This window comes from Brachybacterium halotolerans, assembly GCF_016623465.1.
Taxonomy (GTDB): domain Bacteria; phylum Actinomycetota; class Actinomycetes; order Actinomycetales; family Dermabacteraceae; genus Brachybacterium; species Brachybacterium halotolerans.
Genome location: NZ_JAEDAJ010000008.1, coordinates 15,651 through 37,931, shown reverse-complemented (window position 1 = coordinate 37,931; position 22,281 = coordinate 15,651). Strand labels below are relative to the sequence as shown.

Genomic DNA, 22,281 nt, shown 5'->3' with positions numbered 1-22,281 from the left:
CCGGCCGGCCGAGCACGAGAGCTGCTCGACCGGCCGGTCCGTGGAGAGCGGGCGACGGGAATCGAACCCGCGTCATCAGTTTGGAAGACTGAGGCTTTACCATTAAGCTACGCCCGCGTGACCAGCGCAGATGCTGTTCCTCGGCACCCCGTCCAGGGGGCTTTCGGACACCGGACCACCGGGAGCCGAGAGGCTCGTCGGGGGTGCGCTGCATCGTGTGCGGCCGCTCCTATTAGACCAGAGGTCCGGGCCGCGGCGCACCACGCGTCGGCCCGCGGAGGCATGTCTCCCATCACAGGTGCCGGACGCGGCCGGGGGCGTGCAGGAGCGACCAGGTAGGATCTGGTGGGTTGCCCTCCGGGGTGTAGCTCAGCTTGGTAGAGCACCCGCTTTGGGGGCGGGATGCCGCAGGTTCAAATCCTGTCACCCCGACCCGCGGCTGGGTCGCCACCGTGCCGAGTCACCGGGCGGCGCCACCGGACAAGTCCAGAACACCGATAGACCTCAGGGAGACCTGCACGTGAAGACCGAAGTCGAGAAGCTCAGCCCGACCCGGGTGAAGCTCACCGTCGCTGTGCCGTTCGACGAGCTGAAGCCGGCCGTCGAGGCGGCAACGAAGAAGATCGCCGAGCAGGTGCAGATCCCGGGCTTCCGCAAGGGCAAGGTCCCCACGCGCCTGGTCGAGCAGCGCTTCGGTCGCCCGGCGATCATGCAGGAGGCCGTGAACGACGCCCTGCCGGACTTCTACCAGAAGGCCGCGACCGAGGCGGAGATCCGCCCGCTGGGCCGTCCCGAGGTCGAGGTCACCGAGATCCCGGGCCTGGACGGCACCGACGCCGGTGACCTCAACTTCACCGTCCAGCAGGACGTGCGCCCCGACTTCACCCTCCCCGAGCTCTCCGACGTGGTCGTCGAGATCGAGGAGCCCACGGTCGACGACGACGCCGTGCAGGTGCGCCTGGACGCGCTGCGCGAGCGCTTCGGCACCCTCGTGGGCGTCGACCGTCCCGCGCAGGACGGCGACTTCGTCTCCCTCGACATGACCGCGAAGGTCGGTGACGAGGAGGTCGAGTCCGTTGAGGGCGTCTCATACCACATCGGCGAGGGCAACATGCTCGAGGGCCTGGACGAGGCTCTCATCGGCCTGTCCGGCGGCGAGACCACGACCTTCACCTCGAAGCTCGCCGGCGGCGACCGCGCCGGCGAGGACGCGGACATCACCGTCACCGCCCAGAGCGTGAAGGTGCGCGAGCTGCCCGAGGCCGACGACGAGTTCGCCGAGATGGCCTCCGAGTTCGACACCATCGACGAGCTCAAGGCCGACCTCAAGGAGCAGGCCGCGAAGGACGCCGAGGGCAACCGTGTGGCCCTGGCCCGCAACGCCTTCCTCGACAAGCTCGTCGCGGACCTGGACCTGCCGGTCCCGGATCAGCTCGTCGAGGACGAGATCGCCCAGCACCTCGAGAACGAGGGCAAGGAGCCCGGCGACCCGCACGCGGAGGAGATCCGCGAGGACACGATCTCCGGCATCCGCGCGCAGTTCGTGCTCGACGCTCTCAACGAGACCCGCGAGGTCCAGGTGGAGCAGGAGGACCTCATGTCCTACCTGAGCCAGCTCGGCGCCCAGTACGGCATCGACCCCAACCAGCTCATCTCGATGCTGGCGCAGTCCGGCCAGCTCGAGCAGGTCTTCGCCGAGGCCCAGCGCTCCAAGGCCCTCGACGTGGCCCTCGCCGACATCACGGTGAAGAACACCGCCGGCGACGTGCTCGACCTGGGGCTGACCAAGGCCGACGCCGCCGAGGCGGATGCCGACGCCGAGGGCGAGGAGGCCGAGAAGGCTCCTGCGAAGAAGGCTCCGGCCAAGAAGGCCCCCGCCAAGAAGGCTCCGGCCACCAAGGCGACCGCCTCGAAGTCGACCGCCTCGAAGTCCACCGCCGCGGCGGAGGACGCCGAGGGCGAGGAGAAGGCGCCGGCGAAGAAGGCCCCGGCCAAGAAGAGCACCGCCGCGAAGTCGACCGCTTCGACCGCCGCCAAGAAGACGACTGCCGCGAAGTCCACGACCTCGAAGACGGCCGCCTCCAAGACGACCGCGTCGAAGTCCGCCTCGACCAAGACCACCGCGTCGAAGTCGACGGCCGCCAAGAAGCCCGCCGCCTCCAAGGCGACGTCGGCCAAGTCCGCGGCGGCCAAGAAGACTGAGGAGTCCGCCGAGGACAAGTGATCCTCGCAGGACACCGCCCGGGCCGCGTCTTCTGAGACGCGCCGGGGCACAGGGACGGGGCCGCCCGGGGTTGTGAGCGGGCGGGCGGCCCGTTCCCTGTGCCGTGGACTGTGCCCGGGTGTGCCCGGGTGCGCCGGGGTCGGTGCGTCGGTGCTCCGGAGGGGGAGAGTGGCCGGAGCGGTCAGGAGAACGGCAGCGCGCACGGTCGCATCCCCGGGGGGGCTCCCCGTCCCGCATCGGTCCGGCTCCAGTCCCTGCATCCCGCCGTGCGAGCTCGCGCTGTGGGGCGGCGTGCGACGGGTCGTGCTGACGGTCGTGCTGACGGGTCGTGCCCGGCGCTGATGCCTGCTCCGTGAGTGCGGGACGATGTGCTCCAGCGGCGTGTACCGGACGTCTCTGCCAGATATGGCAGAGACGTCCGGTATACGCCGCTCCGTGACATCCGCGCCCTGCATCTGCCGCATCCGGATCTCTGCATCTGCCGCACGCCACCCGTGCGCCGGACCGCACGCGGGCCCCGTGCTCCGGCCCGTACGCCCGCTCCGGCCTCACGCCCACGCGCCCGCCCCATTCCTGCCCCACACCCGCGCGTCCCTCCACCACGAGCGCGCACATGCAGAACGGGGCGGCACCTGTGCGGTGCCGCCCCGTTCCGTGCTGCCGTGGTGATCGTCGGGCCGCGGAGGGCCCGCTCGATCAGCGGTAGGAGATGAAGGTCGGGCTGCCCCAGATGGTGCGCTCGATGACCTGCTGGCGGGAGCCGGAGGCGTCGATGACCTTGTTGTTGCCGGCGTAGATGCCGACGTGACCGGGCCAGTGGACGATGTCGCCGGGCTGGGCCTGCGACTGGGAGATGCGGGTGCCGCCGGCCGCCTGGCCGCTCGAGGTGCGCGGCAGGGACTTGCCGGCCTGCGAGTAGGCGTAGGTGGTCAGGCCCGAGCAGTCGAGGCCGTTGGACGGGTTCGAGGAGCCCCAGCTGTAGTGGACGCCGATCTGCGAGCGCGCGGCCGCGACGATCGAGGAGCCGGAGGTGCTCGAGGAGGAGCTGGAGACGCTCGAGGAGGAGCCGCCGTTCAGGGCGCCGCGGGTCTCGGGGCCGACGCGGCCGTCGACGCGCAGGCCGTTGGTCGACTGGAAATCGCGCACGGCGGCGTTGGTCTTGGTGCCGAACACGCCGTCCACGGCGAGGTGGGCGCCGTGATCGTTGAGAGAGGCCTGGAGGGCGGAGACCCGCTCGCCGCGGACGCCCGAGAACAGGGTCGCGCCGGCGCTGAGCGAGGTGCTCTTGGCGGAGGCCGCGGTGGTCACGGTCGCCTTGGCGGTGCTCGCGCTCGCGGTGTTCTGCGCCGGGGCGGCGGGGGCGGTCTGCGCGGTCGCGCCCTGCATGGTGAAGGCCGAGCCGACGAGGACCGTGCCGAGGACGGCGGCGCCGCTCGCGGTGCGGACCGCGGCCGAGGAGGCGCTGATCGGGGTGACGGCGCGGCCGGCGGCGCGGTGCGTGTTCTTCTGGGCCATGTGAGGCGGGGTCCTTCCGGGTCTCATCCAGGGGGTCGGATGGCGGCGTGCAGGGTCCTCATCCGGTACTGGATGAACGGTGCGGGGTGCTCGGCGCTGCGGGCGGGGAAGGCCTCTGCTTCGTCCGGCACTTTGAGACTAGGCGCGCGGAATAGTCGGGGCCAGCGGTTTGGTGCACCCCGACCGGCTCCTTTGCCAGTCCTTGGGAAAGCGCGGACCCTTCATGGCCAGGCAGGGAGGCTCCTTTACCGCCGGGCGGCGGAGGGCGTGACCCGCTCCGCGGGCGGCCCCTCGTCGGCCGACGCGTCAGCACCTTCGTGGGAGGGGCGGTCGGGTCCTCGTCGGCCGGCCGATCGTGCCCCGCGCCGGCGAGCCCGCGGGGCCGTCCCGGTCCGCCGACCGGCCCCCATGGGTCGGGGCCCGGGTGTGCGCCTGCGGCGAACAGCATGCCGGGGGAGCGGGCGCCCGACATAGAGTCGACCCCATCGAGAAGTCGGCCCCTCTAAGGAGTAATCCATGACCTCGCAGCCCCGCAACGCCTCGGGCGACACCCCCATGGGACTGGACGACAACGTCTATCAGCGCCTGCTGCGCGAGCGCATCGTCTGGCTCGGGGAGGACGTGCGCGACGACAACTCCAACGCCATCTGCGCCAAGCTCCTGCTGCTCGCGGCGGAGGATCCCGAGAAGGACATCTACCTCTACATCAACAGCCCCGGCGGCTCCATCACCGCCGGCATGGCCATCTACGACACCATGCAGTACATCCAGCCCGACGTCGTCACCATCGCCATGGGCATGGCGGCCTCGATGGGCCAGTTCCTGCTGTCCTCCGGCACGCCCGGCAAGCGCTACGCGACCCCGAACACCCGCGTGCTGATGCACCAGCCGCTGGGCGGCCTCGGCGGAACCGCGAGCGAGATCAAGATCCAGGCGGATCTGATCCTGTCCATGAAGAAGCAGATGGCGGAGCTGACCGCCGAGCAGACCGGCAAGAGTGTCGAGCAGATCATCGCCGACGGCGACCGCGACCACTGGTTCACCGCTCCCGAGGCCCTCGAGTACGGCTTCATCGACGGGATCGTCACCCGTGCGGACGACGTCAGCGGCGGGGGCGGGACCGACGACTGAGCCGCCCGTCGGCCCGCATCCGTCGCACCCGAACCGTCTTCACGAACCACCCAAGGAGCACCACGTGACCTTCGATCCCCGCTTCGCCCCCCAGGCAGGCGCCGGCATGCCCATCGCGCAGGCCGGGCCGATGCCGTCCTCCCGCTACGTCCTGCCCCAGTACGAGGAGCGCACGGCGTACGGCTTCAAGCGCCAGGACCCCTACACCAAGCTGTTCGAGGACCGCATCATCTTCCTGGGCGTCCAGGTCGACGACGCCTCGGCCGACGACGTCATGGCGCAGCTGCTCGTGCTCGAGTCCCAGGACCCCGACCGCGACATCACGCTGTACATCAACAGCCCCGGCGGCTCGTTCACCGCGCTCACCGCGATCTACGACACCATGCAGTACATCAAGCCCGACATCACCACGGTGTGCCTCGGGCAGGCGGCCTCCGCGGCGGCCGTGCTGCTGGCGGCGGGCGCGCCCGGCAAGCGCCTCGCGCTGCCCAACGCTCGCATCCTCATCCACCAGCCCGCGATGGGCGGACAGGGCGGCGGCCAGGCCTCGGACATCGAGATCCAGGCCAACGAGATCCTGCGCATGCGCGAGTGGCTCGAGACCACGCTCGCCCACCACACGGGCCGCGCGGCCGAGGACGTCAACCGCGACATCGAGCGCGACAAGATCCTCACCGCCCAGGGCGCCCTCGAGTACGGCCTGGTCGACCAGGTCCTGGCCTCGCGGAAGGACGCACCCGGCCAGCTCTCCCGCTGAGCCGGCGCGACCGAGAAGCACCCCAGCAGCACCAGCCCCACTTGGTGCATAACGCACGGCGCGCGGCCGCGGACTTCGTGACCCCGGGGCCGCGCGTCTCCCACGACGCGGGAGCGCGCTGGGCTACCGTTGATGCACGCGGACGCCGTCCGCGTGCGGCAGCGGCCGCGGCGGCACGAGCCGCACACGGCCCGACCGGAAAGGGAAGAGGACGGACATGGCGCGCATGAGCGACGGAGCCGACGTGTTCAAGTGCTCCTTCTGCGGCAAGTCGCAGAAGCAGGTGGAGCGCCTGATCTCGGGCCCGCAGGTGTACATCTGCGAGGAGTGCATCGAGCTGTGCAACGAGATCATCGCCGAGGAGGTCCAGGCCGCCAAGCCCGCCGCCGAGGAGCCCGCACCCCTGCCCAGCCCGCGGGAGATCTTCGACTTCCTGCAGCAGTACGTCGTCGGCCAGGACCCCGCCAAGAAGGCCCTCTCGGTCGCCGTCTACAACCACTACAAGCGCGTGCGCGCCCAGGAGGCCGCCGCGGAGGCGACCCAGGGGCCGGCCGTCGCCGGCACGTCGAAGGACGCGACCCCGGCCAAGGGATCGAAGGGTCCGGCTCGCGCGGGCGCCTCCGGTGCGGCCCCCGCCGCCGAGGACGATGCGGAGAGCAGCGAGGAGGAGGTCGAGGTCGCCAAGTCCAACGTGCTGATCGTCGGCCCCACCGGATGCGGCAAGACCTACCTCGCCCAGACCCTCGCGCGCCTGCTCGACGTGCCCTTCGCGATGGCCGACGCCACGGCGCTCACCGAGGCCGGCTACGTGGGCGAGGACGTCGAGAACATCTTGCTCAAGCTGCTCCAGGCCGCCGACTACGACGTCGCCAAGGCTGAGCGAGGCATCATCTACATCGACGAGGTCGACAAGATCGGCCGCAAGGCCGAGAACCCGTCGATCACCCGGGACGTCTCCGGCGAGGGCGTGCAGCAGGCGCTGCTGAAGATCCTCGAGGGGACGGTCGCCGCGGTGCCGCCGCAGGGCGGGCGCAAGCACCCCCACCAGGAGTTCATCCAGATCGACACGACGAACGTGTTGTTCATCGTGGCCGGTGCCTTCGCCGGGATGGAGGACATCATCGGCTCGCGCATCGGCAAGCGCGGCATCGGCTTCGGCGCGGAGCTGCACGCGCCCATGGAGCAGTCGGAGATCTACTCCAAGCTGCTGCCCGAGGACCTGCTGAAGTTCGGGCTGATCCCCGAGTTCATCGGTCGCCTGCCCGTGCTCACGAGCGTGGCGAACCTGGATCGCGAGGCCCTCATCCAGATCCTCACCGAGCCCAAGAACGCCCTGGTCAAGCAGTACCAGAAGATGTTCGAGCTCGACGGCGTCGAGCTCGACTTCGAGCGCAGCGCCCTCGAGGCCATCGCCGAGCGCGCGATCGACCGCGGCACCGGTGCGCGCGGACTGCGCGCGATCCTCGAGGAGACCCTGCAGGCGGTCATGTTCGAGGTGCCCTCGCGGCGCGACATCGCCCGCGTGGTCATCACCGAGGGCGTGGTGACGGATGGCCGCGCCCCGCTCATGGTCACCACCGCCGAGGTCGAGCGCGAGTCCGAGGACCGCCACGAGCAGAGCGCCTGAGCGGCGCACGAGGGAGACGCGACCATGACGCGCCACGAGGACACCACCCCGCCCGACGTGCGTGCGAGCGAGATCCGGGCCGAGGCCACCGGTGCCGCTGACGCAGGGGCAGCGGCCGACGCGGCGGGCTCGCCCGAGGCCGTCGAGCGCGCCCGCGCCCTGCTCGCCGAGGAGCGCTCGAGCATCGACAATATCGATGCGGCGCTCGTGAACCTGCTCGCCGAGCGCTTCCGCCACACCCAGCGCGTGGGCCGGCTGAAGGCCGAGCACGGCCTGCCGCCCGCCGATCCCCGTCGGGAGGAGCAGCAGGTCGCCCGCCTGCGCGCGCTCGCCCAGGAATCCGGTCTGGACCCCGTGTTCGCCGAGTCCTTCCTGAAGTTCATCGTCACCGAGGTGATCCGCCACCACGAGCAGATCCGGGGCGAGGACGCCACCTGATCCGTCGGCCGATCCGCCCGTCACCCCGCCGTCGGCCACGGGTCGCGGCCACCAGGCCTGACACGACGTCAGAATCTCGGCTGATGCGGCCGCGAAGAGGCGTTTCGCCGGAGTAGCATCGGGGCATGCCCCGCTTCAGCTTCCTCGAGTGGCCGGTGGTGCGCCAGCTGCGCGACGGCGACGTGCTCGGCCGCGGAACCTCCGTGACCTCGAAGCGCACCCGCAGCATCACGCCACGCACGGCCGAGGCCGACCACGTCGCGCACAGCGTGTGCCCGTACTGCGCCGTCGGCTGCGGCCAGCTCGTCTACTCGAAGGACGGCAAGGTCACGCAGATCGAGGGCGACCCCGCCTCGCCGATCTCGCGCGGTCGCCTGTGCCCGAAGGGATCGGCGAGCGAGCAGCTCGTGAACTCCCCGCGCCGCATCACCACGGTGCGCTACCGCCGCCCCTACGGGACCGAGTGGGAGGACCTCAACCGCGACACCGCGATCGACATGATCGCCGACCGCTTCCTCGAGGCGCGCCGCAACCACTGGGAGGACGTCGACGACAAGGGCCACGCCCTGCGCCGCACGATGGGCATCGCGAGCCTCGGCGGCGCGACCATCGACAACGAGGAGAACTACCTCGCCAAGAAGCTGTTCACGGCCGCGGGCGCGATCCAGATGGAGAACCAGGCGCGCATATGACACTCCGCCACGGTTCCCAGTCTGGGAGCCTCGTTCGGACGCGGAGGCGCCACCCAGTCCCTCCAGGACATGGCCAACGCGGATTGCATCATCATCCAGGGCTCGAACATGGCCGAGGCCCATCCCGTGGGCTTCCAGTGGGTGATGGAGGCGAAGTCTCGCGGAGCCACGATCATCCACGTGGATCCGCGATTCACGCGCACCTCGGCCAATGCGCACAAGCACATCCCCACGCGCGCCGGCAGTGACGTCGTGCTGTTGGGAGCGCTCATCAATCATGTGCTGAGCAACGACCTGTACTTCAAGGACTACGTGCTGGCGTACACCAACGCCTCCACGATCATCTCCGAGGAGTTCCTGGACACCGAGGACCTCGAGGGCCTGTTCTCCGGCTACGACCCGGAGACCGGGACCTACGACCCCGCGTCCTGGGCGTACTCCGCTCCGGGGGAGGACGGGAAGGTCGCCGACGCGAGCGCCTTCGAGGGCCAGGAGGGATCCCACTGGACCGCCGGCCGCGCCGGCGCCGGCGAGGCGTTCGGATCGGGCGGCCCGCCGCTCGAGCACGGCATCCCCGCGCGCGACGAGACCCTGCAGGATCCGCGCACGGTCCTCCAGATCCTCAAGCGCCACTACTCCCGGTACACCCCGGAGATGGTGACCGAGGCCTGCGGCATCTCCCGCGCGGACTTCGACTACCTCGCCCGCGCGCTCGTGGAGAACTCCGGTCGCGAGCGCACCACGTGCTTCGCATACGCGGTCGGCTGGACCCAGCACGTGGGCGGCGCCCAGTTCATCCGCACCGCGGCGATGCTGCAGCTGCTGATGGGGAACGTGGGCCGACCGGGCAGCGGCATCATGGCGCTGCGCGGCCACGCCACCATCCAGGGGTCGACGGACATCCCGACGCTGTTCAACCTGCTGCCGGGCTATCTGCCCATGCCCAAGGCGGGCGCGCACGACGATTTCCAGACCTACGCGGACTCCATCGGCCGCAAGGAGCAGAAGGGCTTCTGGGCCGAGTCGCGCACCTACGCCGTGAACCTGCTCAAGGCGTGGTGGGGCGAGCACGCCACCGCGGAGAACGACTTCGCCTTCGACTACCTGCCGCGGCTCGACGGCCCGGCCGGCACCTACCAGACGCTGATGCGGATGCTCGACGACGGCGTGGACGGGTACTTCCTGCTGGGGCAGAACCCGGCGGTGGGATCGGCGAACGGCCGCATGCAGCGCCTGGGCATGTCCCACCTGAAGTGGATGGTGGTGCGGGACTTCTCCATGATCGAGTCCGCCACCTGGTGGAAGGAGGGGCCGGAGATCGACTCGGGCGAGCTGCGCACGGAGGACATCGGCACCGAGATGTTCTTCCTGCCGGCGGCGAACCACACCGAGAAGGCCGGCTCCTTCACCCAGACCCAGCGCCTCGTGCAGTGGCGCGAGAAGGCCGTGGATCCGCCGGGCGACGCGCAGAGCGAGCTCGAGTTCCTCTATGAGCTCGGCCATCGCATCCGCGAGAAGCTCCGGGGGTCGACCGATCCGCGCGACCGGCCGCTTCTCGACCTCACCTGGGACTACCCCGTGGACGAGGAGGGCGAGGTCGACCCGGAGGCCGTGATCGCCGAGATCAACGGCCGCCATGAGACCGGCCCGAAGGTCGGGCAGCCACTCAGCGGCTACACGGAGATGGCCGACGACGGCTCGACGTCCGGCGGCTGCTGGATCTACGCCGGTGTCTATGCCGACGGCATCAACCAGGCCGCCCGCAAGAAGCCCGGGTACGAGCAGGACGAGTTCGCCCACGAGTGGGGATGGGCCTGGCCGATGAACCGGCGCATCCTCTACAACCGCGCCTCGGCCGACGCCGACGGCAAGCCCTGGAGCGAGCGCAAGAAGCTGCTGTGGTGGGACGAGACGGCGGAGAAGTGGGCCGGCCCCGACGTCCCGGACTTCCCCGCCGACAAGGCCCCGCACGATCCGGGTGACGTCGAGGCGGGCGGGGCGAAGGGCCTGGCCGGCAACGATGCGTTCGTCATGCAGTCCGACGGGCGCGGCTGGCTGTTCGCGCCGACGGGACTCGTCGACGGGCCGCTCCCGACCCATTACGAGCCCGTGGACTCCTCGATCCCGAACCCGCTTTACCCGCAGCAGGCGAACCCGACGCGCGAGTTCATCCAGGACCGCGACAACCTCAACGCGCCGGGGATGACGGGGGACGCCCGCGAGGAGGTGTACCCGTACTACTTCTCGACCTACCGCGTCACCGAGCACCACACGGCGGGCGGCATGAGCCGCTGGCTGCCCTATCTCGCCGAGCTCCAGCCGCAGCTGTTCTGCGAGATCTCCCCGGAGCTCGCCGCGGAGGTGGGCATCGAGCCCTACGGCTGGGCCACGATCATCTCGCCGCGCGCCGCGATCGAGGCGATCGCCCTGGTCACCGAGAGGATGACGCCGCTGACGATCTCCGGTCGCACGGTGCACCAGATCGGACTGCCCTACCACTGGGCGCAGGGGACGCACGCGGTCGTCGAGGGCGACAGCGTCAACGACCTCATCGCGATGAACCTGGATGCGAACACGCAGATCCAGAACTCCAAGGTCACGGCCTGCGCGATCCGGCCCGGCCGTCGGCCCCGAGGAGCCGCGCGCCAGGAGCTGGTCGAGGAGCTCCAGCGCCGCGCCGGGCTCCAGCTCGACACCGGCGACCAGCTGCTCACGGCGCCCGACTTCCCCGAGGGCACCGAGAGGCAGGACATCGACCTGCAGAGCGGGGAGTCGATCGAGGAGACGTTCGACCTGCCGCGCCACGAGAGCGGCGGCGAGGACCAGCGCACCACCGGAACGGAGGAGGACTGATGGGACTGCTGTCCGGACCCGAGGAGAACCCTGCCGCGGACTCCGGGTGGGGTCATGACCACGCGCGCAAGGGGTTCTTCACCGACACCTCGATCTGCATCGGCTGCAAGGCCTGTGAGGTCGCGTGCAAGGAGTGGAACCGCAACCCGCAGGACGGCGACCTGAAGATCCTGGGCTCCTCCTACGACAACACGGGCTCGCTGGGGGCGAACACCTGGCGCCACGTGGCCTTCGTCGAGCAGAAGAAGGACCGCATCGAGGAGGCCCGCGAGTCGGGGCGCAAGCTCGTCTCCCTGGGGATGCCCACGATCGGGCCCCGCAGCGGCGCCGCCGCGCCCGGCGGGCGCGCGGGGGAGGACTTCACCGGGGTGGACACCACGCCCCCGGACACCCCGGAGTTCCGGTGGCTGATGTCCTCGGACGTGTGCAAGCACTGCACGCACGCCGGCTGCTTGGACGTGTGCCCCACCGGGGCCCTGTTCCGCACCGAGTTCGGCACCGTGGTGGTGCAGTCCGACATCTGCAACGGCTGCGGCACCTGCGTCGGCGGCTGCCCCTTCGGCGTCATCGAGCGGCGCGACGACGGCACGGTCTCCCCGAAGGAGGATCGCGGCCGCGTGCAGCAGGAGGTGCCGAACAAGGGCACCGCGAACAAGTGCACCCTGTGCTACGACCGGCTGGTCGAGGGCGAGGAGCCCGCGTGCGCGAAGACCTGCCCCACCACGTCCATCAAGTTCGGGGACCGCTCCGACATGGTCGAGCAGGCGCATGAGCGCGTCGCCCAGCTGCACGCGCAGGGCATGACCGAGGCGCGCCTGTACGGCGCGAACCCGGAGGACGGCGTGGGCGGCACCGGATCGGTGTTCCTGCTGCTGGACGAGCCCGAGGTCTACGGCCTGCCGCCGGACCCGCAGGTGCCCACGGCCGACCTGCCGCACATGTACCGCACCGCGGCCGTCGCCATGGGCGGCATGCTGGTCGCGACCGCTCTCGCGTTCCTGGGAGGACGTCGGTGACCCATTCCGAGTACGACGAGTACCGCCCGCCCGAGCCCCCGCGCCGTCGGCGCGGCGGCCGGGGCGCCGGCCCCGGCGGCAAGGGGAAGCGCCGTCGCGACCTGACCGAGAGCGGCGGCGACGGCTCGCGCGAGATGGCGATGGTCGAGGACGTCGAGTTCGAGTCCTACTACGGCCGTCCCGTCGTGAAGGCCCCGCCGTGGGAGACCCCCATCGGGATCTACCTGTTCGTGGGCGGACTCGCGGGTGCCTCCGGGCTGCTCCAGGCCGGCGCCGCGCTCACCGGGAACACCGAGCTGCGCCGCAGCGCCCGCCTGGTCGCGATCGCCGCCGTGGGCGTCGGCACGCCCGCGCTCGTCATCGACCTTGGCCGGCCCGAGCGCTTCCTGCACATGATGCGCGTGTTCAAGGTCAGCTCCCCGATGAGCCTGGGCACCTGGATCCTCAGCTCGTACGCGAGCGGCGCCGCGATGACCGCGGCCAACGAGGTGGACCGCCTGACGGGCGAGCGCCTGCCCTTCGGGCCGCTGCGTCCGCTGCTGCGTCTGGCGGAGGGGCCGTCGGCCGTCCTCCAGGGCGTCATGGGCGCGCCGCTCGCCGCGTACACCGCCGTGCTGCTGGGCGACACCGCCGTGCCGACCTGGAACGCGGCCCGCCACGGCCTGCCCTTCGTGTTCGTCTCCTCGGCGAGCCTCGCCGCAGGCGGCATGGCGATGGCGCTCACCTCGCAGAAGAACGCCGGCCCGGCGCGCCTGCTCGCCGCGGCGGGCGTCATCGGCGACATCGTCGGCATGCACTTCACGAAGTCGAGGATGCACCCGCTGGAGTCCGAGCCCCTCGAGGAGGGCACTCCCGGCAAGCTGCTCACCTGGGCCGAGCGCCTCGCGGTCGCCGGCGGCATCGGCACGCTGCTGGCGCGCCGCAGCCGGACCGTGGCCGTCGCGAGCGGCCTGGCCCTCGCGGGAGCCTCCGCCCTCACCCGCTTCGGCGTCCTGCACGCCGGCCACGAGTCGGTGAAGGACCCGCGGCGCGTGATGATCCCGCAGAAGGACCGCCTCGAGAAGCGCCGGGCCGCCGGCATCACGGACGACTCGATCACCACCGGGTGGTGAACGGATCGGCGCCGCCCACCGCACGTCTCACCTCACGGTGATGGAAGGAGCTTCGGCCGTGGCGGGCACGGTCCGGCCGATGATCGGGTAGCCGGGCACCTCGCCGACCACGAGCAGTCCGCCGGAGGTCTGGGCGTCGGCGAGCAGCAGCAGATCGTCCTCGGTGATGCCGGGGCCGGCCTGCACGTGGTCGCGCACCCAGTCCAGGTTCCTGCGGGTGCCGCCGGAGACGAAGCCGTCGCGCAGCGCCTCCGCCGCGCCGTCGACGAGCGGCACGGCGCCGCGGTCGATCTCCGCAGCGACGCCCGAGGCGCGCATCATCTTGAACAGGTGCCCGAGCAGGCCGAACCCGGTGACGTCGGTCGCCGCGCGCACGCCCGCCGCGAGCGCAGCCTGCGAGGCATCGCGGTTCAGCGTCGTCATCGTCTCGATCGCCGCGGGGAACACCTCGGCCGTCGCCTTGTGGCGGTTGTTCAGCAGGCCGACGCCGAGCGGCTTGGTGAGGGTGAGCGGAAGACCGGCCCGGGCCGCGTCGTTGCGCAGCAGCCGATCCGGATGCGCTGTCCCGGTGACGGCCATCCCGTACTTGGGCTCCGGATCGTCCACGCTGTGCCCGCCGATCACCGGAACACCGGCAGCCGCCGCGACCTCGAGGCCGCCCCGCAGCACCTCGCGCAGCAGCTCGTAGGGGAGCGTCTCGCGCGGCCAGCCCACGAGGTTGATCGCGACCACGGGGTCGCCGCCCATCGCGTAGATGTCCGAGAGCGCGTTCGCGGCGGCGATGCGGCCCCAGTCGAAGGCGTCGTCGACCATCGGGGTGAAAAAGTCCGCGGTCGAGAGCACCGCGAGGTCCTCGCGCACGCGCACGGCCGCGGCGTCGTCGCCGTCGTCGAGCCCCACGATCACGTCGCCCGCGCTCTGGCCGGCCAGCGCCGAGACCGCCTCCTCGAGCTCGCCCGGCGGGATCTTGCTCGCGCAGCCTCCGCCGTGCGCCATGGTCGTCAGCCGCACCGAGACGGAGGGCAGCGCGGAGGGGATCGGTCCGGTGGGGGCCTGGGCGTCGTCGAGGCTCATGACTCCGAGTCTAGGCAGAGCAGGCGGGCCCGGGGCAGCGGGACCGGGACCCAGGAGACCCAGGTGGGCGATAGGATCGACGACGGAGGCGTACGTGTCCTGGTGGGCGCCCCAGTCTTCAAAACTGGTGAGACCGAGCATCTCGGTCTGGCGGGTTCGATTCCCGTCCGCCTCCGCCAATCCGCCCATCCGCCCCGGCGACGCGGCCGCGCGCCGGACGCGCCGGGCACGCACCGTGGCACCGCGCCGAGGAGGAGTCGAGACCGTGACCGAGTCCGATCCCCGCCGCCGCATCCCGCGCACCGACCGCCTGCTGGCGCTGCCGGAGGTGGAGCGGGCGAGCGCGCAGATGGGGGAGCGCGTGGTGCGCGAGCTGATCCGCGCCGTCCAGGACCGCGCCCGCAGCGGGCAGATCGTCCCCGAGCAGGTGGAGCCCGAGCTGCTCGCCGGGCTCGGCACCGCCGGCGCCCACTCCCTGCGCCCCGTGCTCAACGCGACCGGCGTCATCGTCCACACCAACCTCGGGCGCGCACCGCTCTCCGATGCCGCGAGGGCCGCCCTGCAGGATGCCGCCGGGTACACGGACGTCGAGTTCGACCTCGCCTCCGGCCACCGCTCGCGCCGCGGGGCCGCCGCCCGGGCCGCCCTCCTCGCCGCGTGCCCCGCGGCCGAGGACGCGCTGGTCGTCAACAACGGCGCCGCCGCGCTCCTGCTCGCGACCACGGCGCTCGCGGGGAGCGGCGAGGTGGTCCTCTCGCGCGGGGAGATGATCGAGATCGGCGCCGGCTTCCGCCTGCCCGAGCTCATCGCCTCGACCGGCACCCGGATCCGCGAGGTCGGCACCACCAACCGCACCCACGCCGAGGACTACACCGCCGCGCTCGGCCCCGAGACGGGCTGCGTGCTGCGCATCCATGCGAGCAACTACCGCATCAGCGGCTTCATCTCCGCCGTCCCCGTCGCCGAGCTCGCCGGGCTCTGCCACGACGCCCGGCTGCCGCTCGTCGTCGACCTCGGCAGCGGACTCCTCGCACCGGACCCCGCCCTGCCCGAGGAGCCCGCGCTCTCCACGGCGCTGCGCGACGGGGCCGACGTCGTCATCGCCTCGGGCGACAAGCTGCTCGGCGGGCCCCAGGCCGGGATCCTGCTGGGGCGGGCCGACGTCATCGCCCGCCTCGCCCGCCATCCCATGGCCCGCGCGATGCGCGCCGACAAGCTCGCCCTCGCCGCGCTCGAGGCCACGCTGCGAGGCCCCGAGCCGCCCGTCCCGTCGGCCCTCCACATCGATCCCGAGCAGCTGCGCGCACGCACCGAGGCCGTGGCCGCGCAGGTCGGCGGCCGCGTCGTCGACCACGACGGGCGCGTGGGCGGCGGAGGCGGCGCCGAGGTGCCGCTGCCCGGCGTCGCGATCGCCCTCCCCGAGGACCTCGCCGAGCCCCTGCGCCGCGGCGAGCAGGCCGTCGTCGCGACCCTCCGCGACGGCGCCTGCCTGCTGGACCTGCGCTGCGTCCCCGCGGATCGCGACGAGGACCTGACCCGCGCGGTGCATGCCGCACGCGCCGTCTCGGAGCACCCATGATCGAGCGCGTCGTCGCGACCGCCGGGCACGTCGACCATGGCAAGTCCACCCTGGTGCGCGCGCTGACCGGCATCGAGACCGACCGCTGGGAGGAGGAGAGACGCCGGGGCCTGACCATCGACCTCGGCTTCGCCTGGACCCGCCTGCCCAGCGGCCGCGAGGTCTCCTTCGTCGACGTCCCCGGCCACGAGCGGTTCCTGGGCAACATGCTCGCCGGGCTCGGCCCCGCCCCGGTCGTCTGCTTCGTCGTCGCGGCCGACGAGGGCTGGCAGGCGCAGTCCGACGACCACCGCGACGCGCTCGCCGCCCTCGGCATCGCGACCGGCGTCCTCGTCATCACCCGCGCGGATCTCGCCGAGGACGGCGGTCGCGCCGCCCTCGCCCGAGCCCGCACGGAGCTCGCCGGCACCGGACTCGCCGGGGCCCCGGCCGTCACCGTCTCCGCCCGCACCGGTCAGGGCATCGACGAGCTGCGGACCGTTCTCGACGACGTCCTCGAGCACGCCCCCGAGCCGCGAGCGGACGCACCGGTGCGGCTGTGGATCGACCGCGCCTTCAGCATCTCGGGCGCCGGCACCGTGGTCACCGGCACCCTCGCGACCGGGACGCTGCACCCGGGCGACCGCCTCACCCTCCTGGGCGCCCAGGGGGACGCGGCCCGTGACGGCGGCGCCCAGGTCCTCGTCCGCGGCCTGCAGAGCCGCGAGGAATCGGCGCGCGAGCTCGGCCCCGTCTGCCGGGCCGCCGTGAACCTGCGCGGCACGGACCTCGAGGGGATCGGCCGCGGCGATGCGCTCGTCACCCCCGGTGCCTTCGAGGCCGTGGACCTCGTGGACGTGCGCAGGACGACCGGCGAGGCGCTCGACGAGGTCCCCCGCGAGGTCACGGTCCACGCCGGCACCGCCGCCGTCCCCGCGCGCGTGCGGGATCTCGGCCCCCAGCACGCCCGCCTCGCCCTCGAGCGGCCGCTGCCGCTGCGCGTGGGCGACCGGATGCTGCTGCGCGGCAGCGGCGAGCACGCGGTCCTCGGCGGCGTGCAGATCCTCGACGTCGACCCGCCCGCGCTCACCCGGCGAGGCACCGGGAAGCGCCGCAGCACCGAGCTCGGGACCATGGACCCGCACGGGGACGCCGCCCACGAGACCGCCCGCCGCGGCGCGATCCGCGCGGACCTCCTCGCGCGCCGGGGGATCGCGGTGCCCGATCCGCTGCCGAGCGGGATCCTCCGCGCAGGGGAGTGGCTCGTGGCCGAGCAGGCGATCACCGCCTGGGCCCGCGCGCTGCGGAAGGCCGTGCGCGCCGAGCACGAGCGCGACGCGCTCTCCGCCGGGATCACGCGCGGCGCGGCGCTCGACCTGCTGGCACGGGACGGGACGGTCCCGGAGAGGTCCGCCTCGCCGATGCCCGACGCCTCACTGCTCTCCCTGGTGCTCCCGGCCGCCGGGCTCGCCACGCAGGGCGGCCGCATCGTCGACCCCGCGCACGCTGTCGGTCTCGGCGCGGCGGAGGCGCAGGTCGCGGCGCTCGAGGAGCGGCTGCGCGCGCATCCCTTCCGGGCTCCGGAGGCCGACGACCTCGCCGCCCTGCACCTCGGCGCCCGCGAGCTCGCCGCGGCCGCGAAGCAGGGGCGCCTGCTGCGCCTGCCTGACGGTGTGGTGCTGCTGCCGACGGCCCCGGCCCTGGCCATGCGCGAGCTCGCCCGGCTCGAGCAGCCCTTCACCGCGAGCGCGGCCCGTCGGGCGCTCGGGACCACGCGGCGCGTCGCGATCCCGCTGCTCGAGCACCTCGACGCACGCGGCTGGACCCGCCGTGTCGACGGATCCAGCCGTGAGGTGGTGCGCTGAGCGCGGGAGCGCTCCGCGTCAGCCCTGGTTCCGGGGCTTCTTGACCGGCGGCTCGCCGAGCTCGACGTCGCTCGTGGCGATGCCCTCGACCTCGCCGCCGGTGATCGTCAGCGCCTCGATCCGGCCCAGGGCCGTGAGGTCCCCGCGCGCCGCCTCGAGGTGCGCGATCGCGGACGCGGGGGCGGTGACGGTGACCTGCAGGATCGGGGTCTTCTGCGAGACCTTCGCATCGGACTTGATGCGCCGCAGCACGATCGCGGCCTGCTCGACGGTGCCCAGCAGCGCGGCGTCCTGGCCGGCCGCGGCCTCGCGCAGCGCGTCGGACGTCGGCCAGGGCTGCGTGTGCACGCTGCCGCCCCGCCACCACGACCAGACCTCCTCGGTCGCGAACACGATCACCGGGGCGAACAGGCGCAGCAGCACCTCGAGCGCGATCGCGAGGGCGGCGCGCGCCGAGGCCGCGCCCTCCTCGCCGCTCGCGGAGGCGCCGTGGGCGCGATCCTTGATGAGCTCGATGAAGTCGTCGCAGAACGTCCAGAAGAAGGGCTCGACGACCTCGAGGGCCCGCGCGTAGTCCATCTCCTCGAAGGCGGCGGTCGCGGAGTCCACGACCTCGGCGAGGGTCGCCAGCATCGCCCGGTCCAGCGGGTGCGTCACGGCCGACGGGTCCGCGGCCAGGCGGCCCGACGGGTCGGCCGGGGCGGTCCCGAAGCCGAGCGCGAACTTCGAGGCGTTGAGGATCTTGATGGCCAGGCGTCGGCCGATCTTCATCTGGCCCTCGTCGAAGGCGGTGTCCACACCCTGACGGGCGCGGCCCGCCCAGTAGCGCACGCCGTCCGAGCCGTGGTCGTGCAGCAGGCCGATCGGGGTGACGACGTTCCCCTTGGACTTGCTCATCTTCTTGCGGTCCGGATCCAGGATCCAGCCGTTGATCGACGTGTTGTACCAGGGCAGGGAGTCCTGCTGCAGGTGCGAGCGCACGATCGTGGAGAACAGCCAGGTGCGGATGATGTCGTGGCCCTGCGGGCGCAGGTCCATCGGGTAGACCTTCGCGAACAGCTCCGGGTCGGCGTCCCAGCCTCCCGCGAGCTGCGGGGTCAGGGAGCTCGTCGCCCAGGTGTCGAGGATGTCGGGATCGGCGGTGAAGCCGCCCGGCTGGTCGCGCTGGGACTCCTCGTAGCCGGCGGGCGCGTCGGTTGTGGGATCGATCGGCAGGCGCTCGAGCTCGGGGGTGAGCACGGTGTCGTAGTCGACCTCCCCGGCGGCGTCCAGCGCGTACCAGACGGGGATCGGGACGCCGTAGAAGCGCTGGCGGGAGACGAGCCAGTCCCCGGCGAGGCCCTCGACCCAGTTTCGGTAGCGGGACTCCATGTAGGCGGGGTGCCAGGTGATCTCGGCGCCGCGGGCGATCAGCGCGTCGCGCAGCCCGTCCTCGCTGGTGTCGCGGCCGCCGTTGGTGAGGTACCACTGGCGGCTGGTGACGTACTCGAGGGCCTTGTCGCCGTTCTCGTAGAACTTCACCGGATGCGTGGTCCTCTTCGGCTCGCCCACGAGGTCGCCGGTCTCGGTGACCATCTCGACGAGGCGCTTCTGCGCGCTGAACACGGTGAGCCCGGCGAGCTCGGCGTAGCGCTCGCGGCCCTCGGCGGAGGTGATCCAGGGGGCCTCGGGCAGGAAGCGGCCGTCGCGGCCGATGACGCTGCGGGTGGGCAGCTCGAGCTCGCGCCACCAGGTGACGTCGTTGGCGTCGCCGAAGGTGCAGATCATCGCGATGCCCGCGCCCTTATCGGCCTGGGCGAGGGGGTGGGCCAGCACCGGCACCTCGACGCCGAACAGCGGGGAGGCGACCGTGGTGCCGAACAGGCCCTGGTAGCGCTCGTCGTCCGGGTGGGCGACCAGGGCCACGCACGCGGGCAGCAGCTCGGGGCGCGTGGTCTCGATGAAGACCCTCTCGCCGCTCCCATCGGCCTTCGTGAAGCCGATGCGGTGGTAGGCACCGTCGCGCTCGCGGTCCTCCTGCTCGGCCTGGGCGACCGCGGTGCGGTAGGTGACGTCCCACATCGTGGGGGCCTCGGACTGGTAGGCCTGGCCCTTGGCCAGGTTCTCGAGGAAGGCGCGCTGGCTGGTCGCCCGGGAGCGCGCGTCGATCGTCTGGTAGCTGTGGTTCCAGTCGACGGAGAGACCGAGCGTGCGGAAGACCTCCTCGAAGGAGGCCTCGTCGATCTTCGTGAGCCGCTCGCAGAGCTCGATGAAGTTCCGGCGCGAGATCGGCTTCTGGTTCGCGGCCTTCGCGGACTTGTTGTCCCCGCCCTCCTGCGGCGGGGTGAAGTCCTCCTCGTAGGGGAGCGAGGGGTCGCAGCGCACGCCGAAGTAGTTCTGCACGCGGCGCTCGGTGGGCAGGCCGTTGTCGTCCCAGCCCAGCGGGTAGAACACGTTCTTGCCGCGCATGCGCTGGTAGCGCACGATCATGTCGGCCTGGGAGTAGCCGAACACGTGGCCGATGTGCAGGGAGCCCGAGGCCGTGGGCGGCGGGGTGTCGACGCTGAACACCTGGTCACGGGTGGTGTCGGCGTCGAAGGCGTAGACCTGCGCGTCGTCCCATACGCGGTCCCACTTGTCCTCGAGGCCCTCGAGGCTGGGCTTGTCGGGGAGAGCGGACGCGGCGTTCGGGCGCGGGGCGGTGTCGGTCATGGCGCCCATTGTTCCAGTCATCGTGCCTGAGAGCGCAATCCTGCGACGTGATCAGGGGCGCACGGAGCGTGCCGGGCTCCGGGCGGCCGTTCGCGCGATGGACACCGCGATGTCGGTCCGGTCTCCGCGGGGGTTCACGCGGCGCCTGTTGCATCGATCGGGTGTGCGCGGACGGCGCGCGTCCGGGCCCGAGCCCGTGGGCGTCGTCCCTCCCGACCCATCCGTCCGAGTCCCAGGAGACCCCACCCATGGAGCAGGCCCCGCAGACCCACCCCGCGCAGACGACGCGGACGACGCCGAAGACCACCTCCCGCCGAGCCGTCATCGCGGGTCTCGGAGGGTTCGCCGCGCTCCCTCTCGTGCAGGTCGAGGCCGCGAGAGCGGACGGGGCGCTGCACGGCTCCTCGATCGAGGACCTGGTGCTCCTGGTCGGGTCAGACGAGACGCAGCGCAACCTCGCCTGGTTCAGCACCGACGGCGGCCGGCAGGAGGTGCAGTTGGTGCGTCGGAGCGAGTACTCGCGAGGACGCGGATTCCCGCGTGCGCGTGCCCGACGCGTGCGGAGCACGAGCGGCGAGGCACTCACCGACGGCTACCACTTCCATCACGCGACGCTCGAGGACCTCCGGGCCGACACGCGCTACCTCTACCGCGTCGGGTCCGCGCGCGCCGGCTGGTCGGACGTGTTCGAGTTCCGCACGATCGCCCGCAGCGGCTCCTTCGAGTTCCTGGTGGTCGCGGACCCGCAGATCGGAGCGAGCGGCGACAACGCCGCCGACGGCGAGGGCTGGGCCACCACGCTGCGCTACGCCGAGAAGACGTACCCGCGCGCCGCCTTCATCCTCTCCGCGGGCGACCAGATCAACACCACCGGCGACCTCTCCGCGATGGCGGAGGAGTACACCGAGCTCCTGGCCCCGCGGCAGCTCGCCTCCCTGCCCGTGGCCCCGGTCATCGGCAACCACGACGAGGGGTCGGACCTGTACAAGCAGCACTTCCACGTCGCGAACCAGTCGACGAGCGTGGGCGTGGTCGCCTCGTCGGGCAATGCGGGCGGCAACAGCTGGTTCCGCTTCCAGGACGTGCTCGTGGTGGCGCTGAACTCGAACAGCACCGACAACGCGGCCCATCTGGACTACGTCGCGCGGACCATGCGTGAGCACGACGATGCGCGCTGGGTGCTCGTCACCTTCCACCACTCGGTGTTCAGCACCGCCGACCACGCGATGGACAGCGACATCATCGAGCGCCGCCGGGTGCTTCCTCCCGGGTTCTCCGCGCTCGGGGTGGACCTCGTGCTGATGGGGCACGACCACCACTTCACCCGCTCGTACCTCATGAACGTCACCGACGACGAGGACGGGGACGGCGTCCCCGACAACGCGCTCAGCTCCTTCGAGACGGCCGGGACCGTGCGGGGGCGCGTGGTCGCCGAGGACGGCGACGTCCTCTACCTGACCTGCAACTCGTGCAGCGGCAGCAAGTACTACGAGACCGACGAGGAGAACGTCGACTCGTTCTACTGGATCGCCGAGGACGAGCAGCGGCACCACCCCAACGCGACGCGGGTGCGCGTCGAGCGCGACGCCCTGACGCTGGTGACCCACGACGTCACCGGCGGCCGCGTCGTCGACGAGGTCGAGCTGGTGCGGGGATCGCGCGGGCACGGACACGGCCATCACGGCCGGGGGAAGGGCCGCGGCTGAGGACGACGCTTCTGCGACCGTC

The 22,281-nt window shown here is 72.0% G+C and carries 14 protein-coding genes and 3 tRNA genes; 13 read left to right on the top strand and 4 right to left on the bottom strand.

Annotation, left to right across the window (positions count from 1 at the left end; genetic code table 11):
* Window positions 1-46: 46 nt before the first annotated feature.
* Window positions 47-117, bottom strand: a tRNA-Gly gene (locus I8D64_RS12825).
* A 241-nt stretch (window positions 118-358) separates the two neighbouring features.
* Between I8D64_RS12825 and I8D64_RS12820 the strand changes: the two genes are divergently transcribed.
* A tRNA-Pro gene (locus tag I8D64_RS12820) sits at window positions 359-432 on the top strand.
* A gap of 88 nt (window positions 433-520) precedes the next feature.
* A complete protein-coding gene (gene tig / locus I8D64_RS12815; RefSeq protein WP_200503183.1) occupies window positions 521-2,224 on the top strand; it encodes a trigger factor in 1,704 nt (567 codons plus the stop codon).
* Window positions 2,225-2,920: 696 nt separating this feature from the next.
* Here tig and I8D64_RS12810 read toward each other — a convergent pair.
* Window positions 2,921-3,739 carry a C40 family peptidase gene (locus I8D64_RS12810; protein WP_200503182.1) on the bottom strand — a complete coding sequence of 273 codons (819 nt, stop codon included), beginning with the start codon at window positions 3,737-3,739 and terminating at the stop codon, window positions 2,921-2,923.
* A gap of 516 nt (window positions 3,740-4,255) precedes the next feature.
* Between I8D64_RS12810 and I8D64_RS12805 the strand changes: the two genes are divergently transcribed.
* The 7 genes from I8D64_RS12805 (at window position 4,256) to nrfD (ending at window position 13,365) form a co-directional block, all read left to right on the top strand.
* On the top strand, window positions 4,256-4,870 hold the full coding sequence (locus tag I8D64_RS12805) for an ATP-dependent Clp protease proteolytic subunit (protein WP_200503181.1): 615 nt from the start codon (window positions 4,256-4,258) through the stop codon (window positions 4,868-4,870).
* 106 nt (window positions 4,871-4,976) lie between these two features.
* Window positions 4,977-5,627 carry an ATP-dependent Clp protease proteolytic subunit gene (locus tag I8D64_RS12800; RefSeq protein ID WP_200503280.1) on the top strand — a complete coding sequence of 217 codons (651 nt, stop codon included), beginning with the start codon at window positions 4,977-4,979 and terminating at the stop codon, window positions 5,625-5,627.
* 217 nt (window positions 5,628-5,844) lie between these two features.
* Window positions 5,845-7,254: an ATP-dependent Clp protease ATP-binding subunit ClpX gene (clpX, locus tag I8D64_RS12795; RefSeq protein WP_200503180.1), complete on the top strand. Its 1,410-nt coding sequence runs from the start codon at window positions 5,845-5,847 to the stop codon at window positions 7,252-7,254.
* A gap of 24 nt (window positions 7,255-7,278) precedes the next feature.
* The gene (locus tag I8D64_RS12790; RefSeq protein WP_200503179.1) at window positions 7,279-7,692 is read left to right on the top strand and encodes a chorismate mutase; all 414 of its coding nucleotides are present in this window, start codon (window positions 7,279-7,281) and stop codon (window positions 7,690-7,692) included.
* A 125-nt stretch (window positions 7,693-7,817) separates the two neighbouring features.
* Window positions 7,818-11,237 (top strand): formate dehydrogenase, encoded by a 3,420-nt coding sequence (gene fdh / locus I8D64_RS12785; RefSeq protein WP_200503178.1) that lies wholly within the window; start codon window positions 7,818-7,820, stop codon window positions 11,235-11,237.
* Complete coding sequence (locus tag I8D64_RS12780; protein WP_200503177.1) at window positions 11,237-12,253, top strand: 4Fe-4S dicluster domain-containing protein; 1,017 nt, start codon at window positions 11,237-11,239, stop codon at window positions 12,251-12,253. Before fdh ends, I8D64_RS12780 begins: the two co-directional genes overlap by 1 nt.
* Window positions 12,250-13,365, top strand: coding sequence for an NrfD/PsrC family molybdoenzyme membrane anchor subunit (gene nrfD / locus I8D64_RS12775; protein ID WP_200503176.1), 1,116 nt, complete (start codon window positions 12,250-12,252; stop codon window positions 13,363-13,365). The genes I8D64_RS12780 and nrfD overlap by 4 nt, the downstream gene beginning before the upstream one ends.
* Window positions 13,366-13,392: 27 nt before the next feature.
* Here the strand turns inward: nrfD and selD are convergent, their stop codons facing one another.
* Window positions 13,393-14,439, bottom strand: coding sequence for a selenide, water dikinase SelD (selD, locus tag I8D64_RS12770; protein ID WP_200503175.1), 1,047 nt, complete (start codon window positions 14,437-14,439; stop codon window positions 13,393-13,395).
* 84 nt (window positions 14,440-14,523) lie between these two features.
* Between selD and I8D64_RS12765 the strand changes: the two genes are divergently transcribed.
* The 3 genes from I8D64_RS12765 to selB all read left to right on the top strand — a co-directional run bounded on the left by I8D64_RS12765 (window position 14,524) and on the right by selB (window position 17,862).
* Window positions 14,524-14,618, top strand: a tRNA-Sec gene (locus I8D64_RS12765).
* A gap of 86 nt (window positions 14,619-14,704) precedes the next feature.
* Window positions 14,705-16,018 (top strand): L-seryl-tRNA(Sec) selenium transferase, encoded by a 1,314-nt coding sequence (gene selA / locus I8D64_RS12760; RefSeq protein WP_200503174.1) that lies wholly within the window; start codon window positions 14,705-14,707, stop codon window positions 16,016-16,018.
* On the top strand, window positions 16,015-17,862 hold the full coding sequence (gene selB / locus I8D64_RS12755; RefSeq protein ID WP_200503173.1) for a selenocysteine-specific translation elongation factor: 1,848 nt from the start codon (window positions 16,015-16,017) through the stop codon (window positions 17,860-17,862). Before selA ends, selB begins: the two co-directional genes overlap by 4 nt.
* Window positions 17,863-17,880: 18 nt before the next feature.
* On the opposite strand, the gene valS is transcribed toward selB, so the two are convergent.
* Window positions 17,881-20,553 carry a valine--tRNA ligase gene (valS, locus tag I8D64_RS12750; RefSeq protein ID WP_200503172.1) on the bottom strand — a complete coding sequence of 891 codons (2,673 nt, stop codon included), beginning with the start codon at window positions 20,551-20,553 and terminating at the stop codon, window positions 17,881-17,883.
* Window positions 20,554-20,801: 248 nt separating this feature from the next.
* Between valS and I8D64_RS12745 the strand changes: the two genes are divergently transcribed.
* A complete protein-coding gene (locus I8D64_RS12745; RefSeq protein ID WP_200503171.1) occupies window positions 20,802-22,259 on the top strand; it encodes a purple acid phosphatase family protein in 1,458 nt (485 codons plus the stop codon).
* The last annotated feature ends 22 nt before the right edge of the window (window positions 22,260-22,281 follow it).

What these genes read in the sequence shown, in the direction of transcription:
- I8D64_RS12810 (WP_200503182.1), bottom strand. Translation starts at nt 3,739, where the DNA reads ATGGCCCAGAAGAACACGCACCGCGCCGCCGGCCGCGCCGTCACCCCG.
- I8D64_RS12805 (WP_200503181.1), top strand. Translation starts at nt 4,256, where the DNA reads ATGACCTCGCAGCCCCGCAACGCCTCGGGCGACACCCCCATGGGACTG.
- I8D64_RS12800 (WP_200503280.1), top strand. Translation starts at nt 4,977, where the DNA reads ATGCCCATCGCGCAGGCCGGGCCGATGCCGTCCTCCCGCTACGTCCTG.
- clpX (WP_200503180.1), top strand. Translation starts at nt 5,845, where the DNA reads ATGGCGCGCATGAGCGACGGAGCCGACGTGTTCAAGTGCTCCTTCTGC.
- I8D64_RS12790 (WP_200503179.1), top strand. Translation starts at nt 7,279, where the DNA reads ATGACGCGCCACGAGGACACCACCCCGCCCGACGTGCGTGCGAGCGAG.
- I8D64_RS12780 (WP_200503177.1), top strand. Translation starts at nt 11,237, where the DNA reads ATGGGACTGCTGTCCGGACCCGAGGAGAACCCTGCCGCGGACTCCGGG.
- selD (WP_200503175.1), bottom strand. Translation starts at nt 14,439, where the DNA reads ATGAGCCTCGACGACGCCCAGGCCCCCACCGGACCGATCCCCTCCGCG.
- selB (WP_200503173.1), top strand. Translation starts at nt 16,015, where the DNA reads ATGATCGAGCGCGTCGTCGCGACCGCCGGGCACGTCGACCATGGCAAG.
- valS (WP_200503172.1), bottom strand. Translation starts at nt 20,553, where the DNA reads ATGACCGACACCGCCCCGCGCCCGAACGCCGCGTCCGCTCTCCCCGAC.
- I8D64_RS12745 (WP_200503171.1), top strand. Translation starts at nt 20,802, where the DNA reads ATGGAGCAGGCCCCGCAGACCCACCCCGCGCAGACGACGCGGACGACG.